Genomic DNA, 12,723 nt, shown 5'->3' with positions numbered 1-12,723 from the left:
CGATTGTCGGCGAGCTGTGCGATCAATGCTGGAACGTATATTCTGCATACCGCAATATTCGAGTGCAGGGCGCGCCGGAATAGATCACACTCGCGCGCTTCCAAGATTATCCATCCAGAGGACGACATGGCCGAGCGGGAACCGAGCATCACGACATGGCAACAAGGCACGCCAAAAGCAGGTGCGGCGGCGTGCGGCAATGCCGATGCGTCCCGGGCGGCGCTGGATATCCTTGAGGCCGGTGGTAACGCCATCGATGCGGCGGTTGCGGCAGCTTATGTCATGGGCACGGTGGAGCCGCTCGATTCCGGCATCGGCGCCGGCGGTTTCATGATCCTGCACGATGCGGCCAGCGGAAAGACGGAGTCCGTCGATTTCCTCGGCGTGGCCCCGATGACGGCGCGGTACGATCTCTATCCCTCCATGGATACTGACAACGCTTATATCGTCCGGGTGAAGGGCCGCGAGAATGAGCGCGGCCATCGCTCGGTTGCGGTCCCGGGCTCGGTGCGCGGGCTCGGCGAGGCGCAGGCGAAATTCGGCAAGCTGGCGATGGCCGACGTGCTGGAGCCGGCGATCAGGCTGGCGGAAAGCGGTTTCAAGGTCGGGCACAAGGCGGCCCTGCGCATGGCCCGCACGGAAGCACTGCTGAGCCTTACCGAAGCAACGCGCAAACTGTTGCTGAAGCCGGATGGCAGCCTCTACCGGGCAGGGGAAGCGATGGCCAACCCGGAATATGGCCAGTCCCTCCGGATGATCGCGAAAGACGGGCCGGACTGTTTCTACAAAGGCGCCCTCGCGGACCGGCTGCTGGCGGAGATGGAGGCCCATGACGGCTTTCTCAACCGCGCCGATCTCGAAAGTTACGAGGCGATCTGGCGGGCGCCTGCGACCGCACGGTTCAAGGGGCATGACGTTGCGACCATGCCGCCGCCGTCATCGGGCGGGCTGGTTTTCGCCGGACTGGCGGCGCTGGAGGGCGAAAGCGTCACGGACGGCGCGCATTACGACCTGCTGGCGGGCGCGATGCTCGAGATGTTCCGGAAGCGGGCGGCCGGTTATGGCGATCCGGCATTCGTGAAGGTTGCTTCCGGTGAGTCGAGCGAGACGACAAGCCTCGCCGTGATCGACCGGGAAGGGAATGCGGCCTGCATCACCTATTCCAACAACAACCATTCCGGCGTGGTACTGCCCGGGACCGGTATCCTGCTGAACAACCAGATGATGCTGTTCAGCCCGTGGCCCGGAAACCCGAACGAGGTGGTCGGCGGCAAGCGCCCTGTCTCCAGCATGATGCCGAGCCTGATGTTCCGGGATGGCAAGGTGCGCATGGCGATCGGTGCTTCCGGCTCGACCCGGATTCCGACATCGATCATGCAGGTGTTGTTCAACAGCCTGGTGCTCGGCGACAGCTTGCCGGACGCGGTTGGCCGCGCCCGGCTACATGCGGAAACCGAGACACTTCTGGCGGATGCCGAGCTTGAGGAGACCGTCGCCGGCATTGCGGAGGCGCGCAACCTGCAGCTCAAGCTGAGCCCGGGCCGGGACCCGATGCTGGCCTCGGTGCAGGCGGTTGCGGTGAATGATGACGGTACGGCCGCCGCCGTCGGCGATCCCCGGGCCAGGGCCTCGGGGATGGTGCGCTAGCGACCGGACCGGTCTTCCGCGTCAGGCGTTTTTGCTGGCCGCCGCGAAATCGGCTTTCATGCGTTCTTCCAGCTTCAGAAGGTCTTCCGGAGGCTGCAGGCCTTCGGCACGCATGGTGTTGAGAATGCGCTCAAGCTGTTCCCATGCTTCATGCAGGTCGGCATTTTCTTCTTCGACAGATTCCAGAAGCAGTTGTGCGCTCATGGTGAGATCGTCTTGTGGCATATCTTGCTCCTGTTTGCCGACCTGCCCGGGTATGACCAGGGCTTGCCGAAGTGTACTCTGCTCCGTGCGTGCGGGACAGCCGAATGAGGAACAGCCGGAATGACGCAGAGCAGCGGATTGGTGACCTTGGTACTGGGCGGCGCCCGTTCCGGCAAGAGCCGTTATGCCGAGAGCTTGTGCAAGGCGCGTGAGGGCGCCCGGATCTATGTCGCGACGGCCGATGCGCATGATGACGAGATGAAGGCCCGCATTGCGCAGCATCGGGCGGACCGTGCGGCAGACGGCTGGCAGACGATTGAGGAGCCAAAAGACCTAGCGGCGGTTTTGCGGCGGGAAGCAGTGCCCGGCCAAGCTCTGCTCGTCGATTGCCTGACCCTGTGGCTGACGAACCATCTTCTTGCCGACGCGGATGTGGATGCGGAGATTGAGCGGCTATGTGCGGCCGTCAGCGCGTCATCAGGCGAAGTGGTGCTGGTCGCCAATGAGGTCGGGTTCGGCATCGTGCCGGAGAACAAACTCGCCCGCGCCTTCCGCGATCATGCGGGGCGTCTCAACCAGCGCATTGCGGCGATCGCAGACAGGGTGACCCTGGTCGTTGCCGGACTTCCGGTTCAGGTAAAGGGAAGCTGACGGGGCAGTTGGCCCAAAGGGCGGCCGTCTCAGAAAAAGGTCCATTCTCCGGACAATCCGCGCACGCGCAGGACCGACACCAGATAAATAGCAGCCAAAACGGCAATCACGACGACCGCGGCAAGATCCAGCGTCCCATGCGTGACAGCTTTGTAAGCCAGCCATGACATAAGGCACGGCGCGGCAATCCACGTCGTGCTCCTGACCCAGAGACGGCTGGCCTTTATGGCGTGCCGTCTGCGTGTGAAATAGCGCCGTCCCATCAGCAAACCTTTCAAACGTAAATGAGGAGACGATTTAACTAATTAAACGATATGTGTTTACGTATTGTAAATTAAAATCGGAAGGCGTAGAGTCGTATGTGGTGAGTCCCTTAGCCGATTCTCCTTGTGAGAACTCACTTGAATCGAAATGGCCCGGTCGTCATGACCGGGCCACTTTTTTGTCTCGTGAGTGCGAGATTCAGGCGCGCTCCACACTATCTTCCACTGTTAGAATTCTCTGGAAACGGCGCCTGAAATGGTGTCAGTCGGCGTGAACCTGAAAACCGGCGGGAACGGGCAGACATGATCGAAGCGGCATTGCAGAGCACGGCTGGCATTCTCTGCCTTGCGCTGGTGTTTGACGCGCTGATCGGCGATCCCCCCGCCCTGTGGAGCAGGCTGCCGCACCCGGTAGTCCTGTTCGGCAACCTGATCGGCTGGGGCGAGACCCGCTGGAACCGGCCCGAGGCAGGCGATGCGGCCCGCCGCCGGGATGGTGTCCTGCTGGCCGTATTGCTGCTTGCCGTCGCCGCGCTCATTGGCTGGCTGCTGCATCGCCTTGTTTCTTTCGTAAGCTACGGATGGCTGCTGGAAGCGGCGATAGCGTCCGTCTTTCTGGCGCAGAAAAGCCTGTACGATCATGTCGCCGCAGTGGCCCGCGCCTTCGCGACAGATGGTTTGCCGGGCGCCCGCCGGGCGGTTTCGATGATCGTCGGGCGCGATCCGGAGCAACTGGACGAGGACGGTGTCAGCCGGGCGGCCATAGAGACAGCGGCGGAGAATTTCTCCGACGGCGTGGTGGCGCCGGCTTTCTGGTACCTGATCGGCGGTCTGCCGGGACTGCTTGCCTACAAGGCGTTGAACACCGCCGACAGCATGATCGGCCACAAGAATGCCCGGTATCTGGAATTCGGCTGGGCTTCCGCCCGGCTGGACGATCTGGCGAACCTGATCCCGGCCCGGTTGTCCGCCCCACTGATCTGGGCTGCCGCATTTGTGACGCCCGGTGCGGATGCCCATTCCTCGGTCCGGGCGACCCTGCGGGATGCCCGTCTGCACCGCTCGCCCAATGCGGGCTGGCCGGAGGCGGCGATGGCGGGTGCTCTTGGTGTGCGTCTTGCCGGACCGCGCGTCTATGGCGGCAAAACTGTCGACGACTCCTGGATGGGAGCGGGCGGTGCGGATGCCGGTATGGGCGATATCCGCCGGGCCCTTACCCTGTTCCGGCTGGCCTGCGGCGCGTTGATCCTTGTTGCGGGCTTGCTGGCTCTGGCCGCGTGAAGCCATCTCGACAGATCTGACCGGTCGCCGTTCGATTTTATTCGGATCGGCCGGACAGGCTTGTCTTTATGGTCGGGGCCGGATTACACCCCGCCACCCCGAGCAATCGAAGGCAGCACGAACCATGTCCCTCCAGCCGACCATCAACCGCCGGGTCTGGAACCTCGCCTGGCCCGTCGTGCTGTCAAATCTGACGGTGCCTCTGGTCGGTGCGGTGGATACGGCCGTGGTCGGCCATCTGGATGCCGCCTTCTATATCGGCGGCGTGGCGCTCGGTACCCTCTTGTTCAATTACATCTATTGGGGCTTCGGCTTCCTGCGCATGGGCACCACGGGCTTTGTCGCTCAGGCGAAAGGTGCGGGCGACGGGACGGAGGTTCTGGCCAGTCTCGGCCGGGCCTTGCTGCTGTCGCTGTTATTCGGCGGCATTTGCCTCGCCCTGACTGTGCCGATGGCTGACTTTGCCTTCTCCATCCTCGACGGCAGCGAGCAGGTCGAGGAGGCGGCGCGGTCCTATTTCATGATCCGTGTCTGGGCCGCACCGGCGGCCTTGTGCAATTTCTCGGTTCTTGGCTGGCTGTTCGGCATGCAGGCGATGCGCGGCGGGCTGATCCAGCAGGTCGTCATCAACTCCGTGAATGTGGTGCTGAACCTGATCTTCGTGCTGGGGCTCGACTGGGGCATCGAAGGCGTCGCGCTGGCGACGGTGATTGCCCAGTATATCGGACTTCTGGTCGGTGCCGTGCTGGTCTGGCGCCTGGCGCCGCGCGATGTCCGCCTGCCGCGCCTTCGGGAGCTGGCGGCTGTCCGTCGCCTGAAGGCGATGATGGCGGTGAACCGGGACATCTTCATCCGCACGCTGGCGGTGCTGACGGCCTCCGCCTTCTTCATGAACGAGAGCGCGAAGCTCGGGGACACGGTGTTGGCGGCCAATGCGGTGTTTCTGATCTTCAAAAGCGTCGCAGGATACGGCCTGGACGGTTATGCCCATGCCGCAGAGGCGCTGGTGGGCGAGGCGATCGGACGGCGGTCGCGGGTGCAACTGCGTGCGGCGGTGATTGCCACCACCAAGGGCGCCGCCGTTCTGGCCGTCCTGATGACGGTGCTGTTCTTCGCCGGCGGCACTCTCTTCATCGACCTGATGACCAGCATCGAGACCGTGCGGGACGTCGCCCGTGACTATCTGCCATGGGCGGCGGCGATCCCGCTTGTCGCGGTCTGGTCCTTCCAGCTCGACGGAATGTTCATCGGAGCAACACGCGGGGCGGAGATGCGGAACGGCATGCTGATCGCCCTCGCGGTCTTCGTCGCGGCGGCATATCCGCTGACCGACCTGTACGGCAATCATGGGCTCTGGGCCGCCTATTGCCTGTTCCTGCTGGTCAGGGCAGGGGCCATGGCGCTGTATTATCCGCGGCTGGAGCGCGGCCTCGCCGAGTAATACATGCGGCCTAGAGTTCGTGCCGGTCGATCACCATCGGCTCGTTCCTGGCGTCTTCCACCCAGGCCTTCATCGCCGGCATGTCCCAGATTGCCTCGGCATAGGCCGCGGCTTCATCCGTCAGATCGACAGCATAGGTCCGGAACCGGGAGACCACCGGTGCGAACATCGCGTCGGCAATGGAAAAGCGGCCGAAAAGGAACGGCCCGTCGTCGGGGTTGGTCACCCGGCGCCGGTGGTTCCGCCAGATTGCAGAGATCCGGTTGATGTCTTCCTGCACGCCGGGCGCGCGCCCATGCCCCGGGAAGCTGGAGCGGATATTCATCGGCATGTTCTTGCGCACGGCGCCGAAACCGGAATGCATTTCCGCCGAGACCGACCGGGCCCGCGCGCGGGCGATCGGGTCGTCGGGCCACAACCCTGCTTCCGGATGCTTCTCGGCCAGATACTCGCCGATAGATAGGCTGTCCCAGACCGTCAGCTCGCCGTCTTTCAGGACCGGAACAAAGCCGGACGGCGAATGCCGCAGGATTTCCTGACGCGTGTTCGGCGTGTCGAGCGCGATCACTGTTTCCTCGAACGGGATGTCGCACGCGGTCATCATCAGCCACGGCCGCATTGACCAGGACGAATAGTTCTTGTTTCCAATGATGAGGCTGTACGGCGCCATAACGGTTTTCCTCCGAGCTTTGTTGCCGCCATTTGAACCGGCTGGAGCCTGCTGCGCAACCTCTGACATGCAACAGGGCGCCGAGCTGGGGCGATCCATCGCGGCTTCGCTTGAGCGGGTCTGCCGTGCAGGCTAGAACAAAAGCACCGTCTCTTTTACTGGAGCCCCCCGATGCCGTTCCGTTTCGTTGGAAAAGCGACCCCGAAATCCATTCCGCTGACCCCGGTCAGCGCCGCCACCTTGCCGGCATGGCGGAAAGCAGCGGACGCCCGCACCGCGCGCTGGATCGGCGAATCGGAGTTTTCGGCAGCGCCGGGGGGGACCTGCTTCCTGCCCGATGCCGATGGCGGGCTCGAGCGCGTCCTGTTCGGTGTGGAGGAGCAGGAGGTGCCGGGAGGCGGTCTCTGGGATCTGGCGCCGCTGCCGGCCGTGCTGCCGAAGGGCCGCTATTACCTTGAGGCGGAGCTGTCGCCCGAGGCGGCAACAAGCGCGGCGACCGGCTGGGCGCTGGCGCATTACCGGTTCGACACGTTCAAGGAAAAGACCGTCTTCAAGGCCGAGCTGGTCTGGCCCGACGGCGCCGATCAGGACGAGGTGCGCCGCCTTGCCGAGGCGACTGGGCTTGCCCGCGACCTGATCAACCGGCCGGCCAACGATCTCGGCCCGGAAGAGCTTGCAGACGCGGCGTCCGATCTCGCCAAGAGCTACAAGGCGAAGATCGAGATCATCGAGGGCGAGGCGCTTCTGGCCGAGAATTTCCCGATGATCCACGCCGTCGGCCGGGCCGCCGACCGGGCGCCGCGGCTGATCGATATCCGCTGGGGCAAGAAAAGCCATCCGAAGGTGACGATTGTCGGCAAGGGCGTGATCTTCGACAGCGGCGGTCTGGACATCAAGCCCGCTGCGGGCATGCTGATGATGAAAAAGGATATGGGCGGGTCGGCCCATGCGCTGGGGCTCGCCAAACTGATCATGGACGCGGAGCTGCCGGTGCGGCTCCGGGTGCTGGTGCCGGCGGTGGAGAATGCGATCTCCGGCAATGCCTTCCGGCCGATGGATATCCTGCCGTCGCGCAAGGGACTGACCGTCGAGGTCGGCAACACGGATGCCGAAGGCCGCCTTGTGCTGGCCGACGCGCTGACCGAAGCGGATAGTGAAAAGCCGGAGATGATTCTCGATTTCGCCACCCTGACCGGCGCTGCCCGGGTGGCGCTGGGCACCGACCTGCCCGCGCTTTTCTGTAACGATGACGACCTTGCCGCGGATCTCCTGGAAGGCGGGCTGGAGGCACGGGACGCGCTCTGGCGGCTGCCGCTGCACAAGCCTTATCGGGAGATGCTGAAATCGCCGAACGCCGATCTTTCCAGTACCGGATCGGGCGGATATGGCGGCGCGATCACGGCGGCGCTTTTCCTGGAGCACTTCGTTTCGTCGGAGACACGATGGGCTCATGTCGACGTGATGGCCTGGAACCTGAAGTCCCGGCCGGGCCGCCCGGAAGGCGGGGAAGTCATGGGTATACGGGCTTTTTATAAAATGTTGCGCAAACGTTATGGTTAACGGTCGGTAAATACGGTTAGCTGACAGTAAATTCGCGTTTTGCGAACGATCTTTCGTTGCGCGGTGCGGTTGCTCCCTGTATTGTCAAATCGAATTCGTAACAAACAGGGTTATGCTGGTACCGGATATGGCTGTCGATTCGATACAAGCCCTAGGCATTTGGCGCAAAGCCCTGGTCGAAAGCGTCCGGCGCGATACGCCGGACCTGACCGCCCGGCAACTGGCGGTCCTGCTCACCGTCTATATCGAGAATCCGCCGCATACGGTGCGCGGGCTCGCCGCCGCTTTGAACGTTTCGAAACCGGCCATTACCCGGGCGCTTGATCGTCTTGGCGAATACGGTTTCGTGCGCCGCCGCCCGGACGAGGCGGACCGGCGCAGCGTGCTGGTGCAGCGGACTGTGAAAGGCTCGGTCTTCCTGACCGAGTTCGGCGACCTTGTTGTCGACGCGTCACGCGGCAGCCGGTTCGAGGCCGAAGCGGCCGACTGACGCCGGCCACCTGTCCCCGCATTCCGCTCAGTACTGAATTTTCGGATCGACCAGATTGTCCGGCGTCTCGCCGCTGAACACTTTCCGGATCGCATCGGCGACCTGGTCCCCGGCGCTGACCGGGTTGGTCTGGGCCGAGACATGCGGCCAGAGATCGACCTTCGGATGCTCCCAGAACGGGCTGTCCTGCGGCAGCGGCTCGGTGCGGAACACGTCGAGGGCCGCATGGGCGATATGGCCGCTATCCAGTGCCGCCAGCAGATCCTCCTCGACCACATGACCGCCGCGGCCTGAATTGATCACGAAGGCACCCTCGGGCAGCGCGGCCAGGGTTTTGGCATTGATCACGCCCTCGGTCGCCTTGGTCAGCGGCAGCAGGCAGCAGAGGATCTCGGTCCGGGCCAGGAAATCCATCAGCTGGTCTTCCCCGTAATAGCTCTTCACGCCCTCGATCTGCTTTTCCGTCCGGCTCCAGCCGGCGGTGTCGAACCCGAGTGCGGCGATCTTGGAGGCGGCATCCGCGCCGAGCGCGCCGAGGCCGAGAATGCCGACCTTCCGGCTCGCCGTATCCGGCGCCGGCAGGGATTTCCAGGTCTTGCTCTTCCGCAGCTCCTCATATTCCGGTGCCTGACGGTGGTAGCGCAGCACATGCAGCAGCACCCACTCGCTCATCGCCTGGGACATCCAGGGATCGACCAGCCGCATGATCTGGGCACCTTCCGGCAGATTGGGATCGGCGAAAATATGATCCACACCTTGACCGAGGGAACAGATGCATTTCACGTTCGGCATGCCATCAAGCGTGCCCGGAGGCATCTTCCAGGCGAGCACGAACTCGATATCCTCCGGATTGCCGATATCCGGCCAGGACCGGAAGTCGAGCCCCGGAATCCGCTGTTTCAGCATTTCTTCCCAGGCAGGCGCGGAATCGCTCGTGGACCGGAACATAACGGCGGGCATGGAACTCTCCGGAAATTGTTCAAAAGGCTGGAATTCGGTCCTAGCACGGAGTGAGGCCGAGGCAAAGGTGGAGGGGTGATTTCACCCGACCAACCCCCAAGTCCGTCATCGCGGCCCGAGAGCGGGATTAAATATCAAATGCACCTAGACGACAATGCGTAGGTTCGCGGTGCTGGCGGCGTGTCTAATCTGCGTCGTTGTGGTCGCCTGTAAAGTCGAATGGCGTTTCGATAATCGTCCCCCAGCGACTCTCTTTCATGTCGGCATCTTGAATCTTAATGGACCAACAAGCCTGAGTTCTTCTCCTCGTCTCGCCGTAGATGTCGTCGTACTCGACGACTCCTATGAAATAGAACCTTTTGGAAGTCTCTCTGTTGGCGGCGATGATGGTCGTAGATTTGATATCACCTGCGGGCACGGACGTTTTGTACTCGTACGGAATATAGAATCTTTGCCCCGGATTCACTGTATTGACGGCATCTCCGAATTCGGGTTCTGGGAAGACGAAATCAGGGGGAAGCGGATAGTCGAGTGCGTCGACCATCCCCCAAGCGCGAACGTTCCGGGCTGGGGTTTGCCCGGTGTTGGATTGCTCGACGCGAATTATCGGCTTCTGAGTGTATTTGTCGTAGATGAACCCAGCGGGGGCGAGGGAGACGTAAGCCTGAAGTTGCTTCTTGGCGGTGTTTTGCGTGATGGCGGCAGTTTCTTCGGCGGCCTTCGCGGCTCTTAGAGCGGCCTTGTTGGCCTTATGGCTCAAACACAGAGCGAAGATCAGTCCGGCAGTTCCGATGAGCGCAAAAATGGCCTGCACGCCTGTGAGGTATATCTGCCAATCAGCGGCTTGAGCGCTTTTCTCCGCGGCTTCAGCGGAACGTTCTTGGGCCTCCAGGCCTGCTGCCTTGTACTCATCAGAGCTGCTTTCACGCTTACGTTCATGCGCGACCTCTTCCTCGCTCTGAATGATCCGAACTGGTAAAGCAAGCGGATCGGGTAAGGCTGGATGGTCATCCGCTTTCCCGAGGGGCTGTTTTTCTACCTGTGGGCTTGGACTGGCGGACGAATCTTTCTCTTGGGCGCGTAGCGGCCCAGAGATCAGGCATCCCCCAAGTGCAATTGCGTACAACCAATAGCGGATAGACATTTAAAGAAGAATACAGCGGAGAATTTTCCGCGCGATAGTTAATTGCGGATATTCGCCTAAGAGTTCAGCGCGTTTACATATGAGGCCATATACGGTGCGTCCATTCGACGGTAGCGGAGACGCACAACATCATCGTCATCCCGTCGAAGGACGGGATCCATGGATGACGGACACCGCTCTTTGATCTGTGGACCCCGGCCTGCGCCGGGGTGACGGTGGTAGGTGACGTTCCAAGGTTGTCATCCCGTCGAAGGCCGGGATCCAGAGGATGGCGGGCTGCGCTCTATGACAACCAGGTCCCGGCTCTCCGGCCGGGATGACGATGAAGAGAGAGAGAGGGAAAGAAACCAGTGTCAGCCGTTCAGGATCTTCAGGGCGGCTTCGTGGACGCGCTTGTCGCCGGCGGCGCAGATGCGGTTGGTGGAGCCCGGGGCGGGGCGGTTGCCTTCCCAGTCGGTGACGATGCCGCCTGCGGCCTCGATGACCGGGACCACGGCGAGGAAGTCGTAATCCTGCAGACCGGCCTCGACGCAGAGATCGACATGGCCGCCGGCGAGGGTCGCGAAATTGTGGCAGTCGCCGCCATAGACCTGATAGCGCGTTCCGGCGCAGAGCCTGGCGTAGATCTCTTCGGTGCCCTCGAACATGGCGGGTGAGGTGGCGGCGAGAATGGCGTCGGAGAGCTGCGGGCAGGCGCGGACCTCGACCGGGGAGCCGTTCATGCGGGCCATGTAGTCCCGGCCGCCGATCCAGCGCTCGTCCAGCACGGGCATGTCGATCACGCCGAGGACCGGCGCACCGTTTTCGACCAGGCCGATCAGGGTGCCGAAGCGGGGGCTGCCGGTGATGAAGGCCTTGGTGCCGTCGATCGGGTCGAGCGACCAGACGAATTCGGCATCCTCACGGACCTTGCCATATTCCTCGCCGGCGATGCCGTGCTCCGGAAAGCGTTCCTCGATCAGCGCGCGCATGACCCGCTCCGCGCCACGGTCGGCCACTGTCACCGGGCTCTCGTCGGCCTTGGCTTCGATGTTGACGCCGAAATTGTGATAGCGGCGGATGACGCCGCGGGCGGCATCGGCGAGCGAGGCGGCGAAGCTGGCAAGCTCAGTCGTGGAGGGCCGGGTCATAGTCTTGCTCCCAAAATGAAAAAGCCGGGCCACATCCGGGCCCGGCTCAATCCTGAATTCCGGTTGGCGATCAGCCGCCAGCGGCTTTGAACGCGTCGTCCGCAGCCTGGATTTCCTCGGCCGACGGCAGCGCTGCCGGGCTGTCCGCGAGAGAGCGGAGATAGGCAACGAGGTCCGCGCGCTGGGAAGCCTTCTTGATGCCGGCGAAGTTCATCTTCGTGCCCGGCGCATAATCCTTCGGCTTCAGCAGGAAGTGGTTCAGCGCCGTGTAGGTCCAGTTGTCGGTCTCGCCGGAGGACAGGAGCGCATCGGAATAGGCGAAGCCGTCAACATGACCCTTGGCGGCCATCACGACATTGAAGAGGTTCGGGCCAACCTTGTTCGGGCCGCCCTTGTCGAAGCTGTGGCAGGCCGCGCACTTCTTCGCGACTTTCTGCCCGCTGGCCACATCGGCGCTGGCGAGAAGGCCGAGGATCGGCTCGATCGGAGCGGGTCCGGTCGGCGCGGCGGCCGTTGCGGCGCCTTCGGCGACTTCGACCGTATAGGCATTGGTTTCGAGCTGCTCGGGGTGCACCAGCACGCCTGCGAATTTGCCGACGCCCATCAGAAGCAATCCGCCACACAGAACGCCCGCGGCCAGCTTGTTGAATTCCAGAGAAGATGACATGCCGAACCTCGTCCCGCCTTTGTTTCCCGCCGCATCGGTGCCCGGAAAGGCTCCGCGCGGCCCAGCTATCTCACATCCGGACCGTTTCGCCAAATTCGGCAGGCGACAGTCCTTTAACAGTTTCCTATAAGGTTCCGCCCTCTAAGACGCAAGTCCGGACATTTACCGGCATGCGGACAGAGCGCCCTGGCCGCGCGACATTTCGCCGCAAGAAATGGCAGAATGGGGCGCCCGGCGGGAACGGAAAGACGAAGAGCGAGACTGACATGGCCGCGAACGCGACACCCTCTAATCCTATTGTCCTGATCCCCGCCCGGATGAAGTCTGAGCGGCTGCCGAACAAGCCGCTCGCCGATATCGGCGGTCTGCCGATGATCGTGCATGTGGTGCGCCGGGCGGAAGAGGCCGATCTCGGACGGGTCGCCGTTGCCTGCGCCGAGAAGGAGATCGCCGATGCCGTCCGCGATCATGGCGGGGAGGCGGTGCTGACAGACCCGGGCCATCCCTCCGGCTCCGACCGGATCTGGGAGGCGCTCTGCACGCTCGACCCCGACGCAAAACACGACGCCATCGTCAATATCCAGGGCGACCTGCCGGTGCTCGATCCCGCCGTGC

The 12,723-nt window shown here is 63.0% G+C and carries 13 protein-coding genes; 7 read left to right on the top strand and 6 right to left on the bottom strand.

Features of this window, described 5'->3' with window-relative positions; all coding sequences use genetic code 11:
* Positions 1 to 126: 126 nt before the first annotated feature.
* The gene (locus tag IG629_RS11750; protein ID WP_193172139.1) at positions 127 to 1,647 is read left to right on the top strand and encodes a gamma-glutamyltransferase family protein; all 1,521 of its coding nucleotides are present in this window, start codon (positions 127 to 129) and stop codon (positions 1,645 to 1,647) included.
* A gap of 21 nt (positions 1,648 to 1,668) precedes the next feature.
* Here the strand turns inward: IG629_RS11750 and IG629_RS11745 are convergent, their stop codons facing one another.
* Positions 1,669 to 1,872: a hypothetical protein gene (locus IG629_RS11745; RefSeq protein WP_028466028.1), complete on the bottom strand. Its 204-nt coding sequence runs from the start codon at positions 1,870 to 1,872 to the stop codon at positions 1,669 to 1,671.
* A gap of 99 nt (positions 1,873 to 1,971) precedes the next feature.
* Here IG629_RS11745 and cobU point away from each other — a divergent pair, with 99 nt between their 5' ends.
* The 3 genes from cobU to IG629_RS11730 all read left to right on the top strand — a co-directional run bounded on the left by cobU (position 1,972) and on the right by IG629_RS11730 (position 5,487).
* Positions 1,972 to 2,502: a bifunctional adenosylcobinamide kinase/adenosylcobinamide-phosphate guanylyltransferase gene (gene cobU, locus IG629_RS11740; RefSeq protein WP_193172138.1), complete on the top strand. Its 531-nt coding sequence runs from the start codon at positions 1,972 to 1,974 to the stop codon at positions 2,500 to 2,502.
* 566 nt (positions 2,503 to 3,068) lie between these two features.
* Positions 3,069 to 4,046 (top strand): adenosylcobinamide-phosphate synthase CbiB, encoded by a 978-nt coding sequence (gene cbiB, locus IG629_RS11735; protein ID WP_193172137.1) that lies wholly within the window; start codon positions 3,069 to 3,071, stop codon positions 4,044 to 4,046.
* A gap of 124 nt (positions 4,047 to 4,170) precedes the next feature.
* Entirely contained in the window at positions 4,171 to 5,487 is a 1,317-nt protein-coding gene (locus IG629_RS11730; RefSeq protein ID WP_226886639.1) for an MATE family efflux transporter, read from the top strand.
* Between the two features lie 10 nt (positions 5,488 to 5,497).
* Here IG629_RS11730 and IG629_RS11725 read toward each other — a convergent pair whose 3' ends face one another.
* Complete coding sequence (locus IG629_RS11725; protein ID WP_193172136.1) at positions 5,498 to 6,157, bottom strand: glutathione S-transferase family protein; 660 nt, start codon at positions 6,155 to 6,157, stop codon at positions 5,498 to 5,500.
* Positions 6,158 to 6,328: 171 nt separating this feature from the next.
* On the opposite strand from IG629_RS11725, the gene IG629_RS11720 reads away from it, so the two are divergent.
* Both IG629_RS11720 and IG629_RS11715 read left to right on the top strand, forming a co-directional pair.
* Positions 6,329 to 7,717, top strand: a complete 1,389-nt coding sequence (locus IG629_RS11720; RefSeq protein WP_193172135.1) for a leucyl aminopeptidase family protein — start codon at positions 6,329 to 6,331, stop codon at positions 7,715 to 7,717.
* Between the two features lie 127 nt (positions 7,718 to 7,844).
* On the top strand, positions 7,845 to 8,207 hold the full coding sequence (locus IG629_RS11715) for a MarR family transcriptional regulator (protein ID WP_193172134.1): 363 nt from the start codon (positions 7,845 to 7,847) through the stop codon (positions 8,205 to 8,207).
* 27 nt (positions 8,208 to 8,234) lie between these two features.
* On the opposite strand, the gene IG629_RS11710 is transcribed toward IG629_RS11715, so the two are convergent.
* The 4 genes from IG629_RS11710 to IG629_RS11695 form a co-directional block, all read right to left on the bottom strand.
* Positions 8,235 to 9,167: a 2-hydroxyacid dehydrogenase gene (locus tag IG629_RS11710; protein WP_193172133.1), complete on the bottom strand. Its 933-nt coding sequence runs from the start codon at positions 9,165 to 9,167 to the stop codon at positions 8,235 to 8,237.
* A 184-nt stretch (positions 9,168 to 9,351) separates the two neighbouring features.
* Positions 9,352 to 10,311: a hypothetical protein gene (locus IG629_RS11705; protein ID WP_193172132.1), complete on the bottom strand. Its 960-nt coding sequence runs from the start codon at positions 10,309 to 10,311 to the stop codon at positions 9,352 to 9,354.
* A 353-nt stretch (positions 10,312 to 10,664) separates the two neighbouring features.
* On the bottom strand, positions 10,665 to 11,441 hold the full coding sequence (locus IG629_RS11700) for an inositol monophosphatase family protein (RefSeq protein ID WP_193172131.1): 777 nt from the start codon (positions 11,439 to 11,441) through the stop codon (positions 10,665 to 10,667).
* Between the two features lie 70 nt (positions 11,442 to 11,511).
* Positions 11,512 to 12,108, bottom strand: coding sequence for a c-type cytochrome (locus IG629_RS11695; RefSeq protein ID WP_193172130.1), 597 nt, complete (start codon positions 12,106 to 12,108; stop codon positions 11,512 to 11,514).
* 266 nt (positions 12,109 to 12,374) lie between these two features.
* Here IG629_RS11695 and IG629_RS11690 point away from each other — a divergent pair.
* Positions 12,375 to 12,723: cytidylyltransferase domain-containing protein (locus IG629_RS11690; protein ID WP_193172192.1), on the top strand; the 349-nt coding region annotated here is incomplete at its 3' end.

The sequence above is a fragment of the Nisaea nitritireducens genome (genome assembly GCF_014904795.1).
Lineage (GTDB): Bacteria > Pseudomonadota > Alphaproteobacteria > Thalassobaculales > Thalassobaculaceae > Nisaea > Nisaea nitritireducens.
Note: the sequence above shows the minus strand (reverse complement) of the source record. Positions and strands in the feature narration are given on the sequence as shown.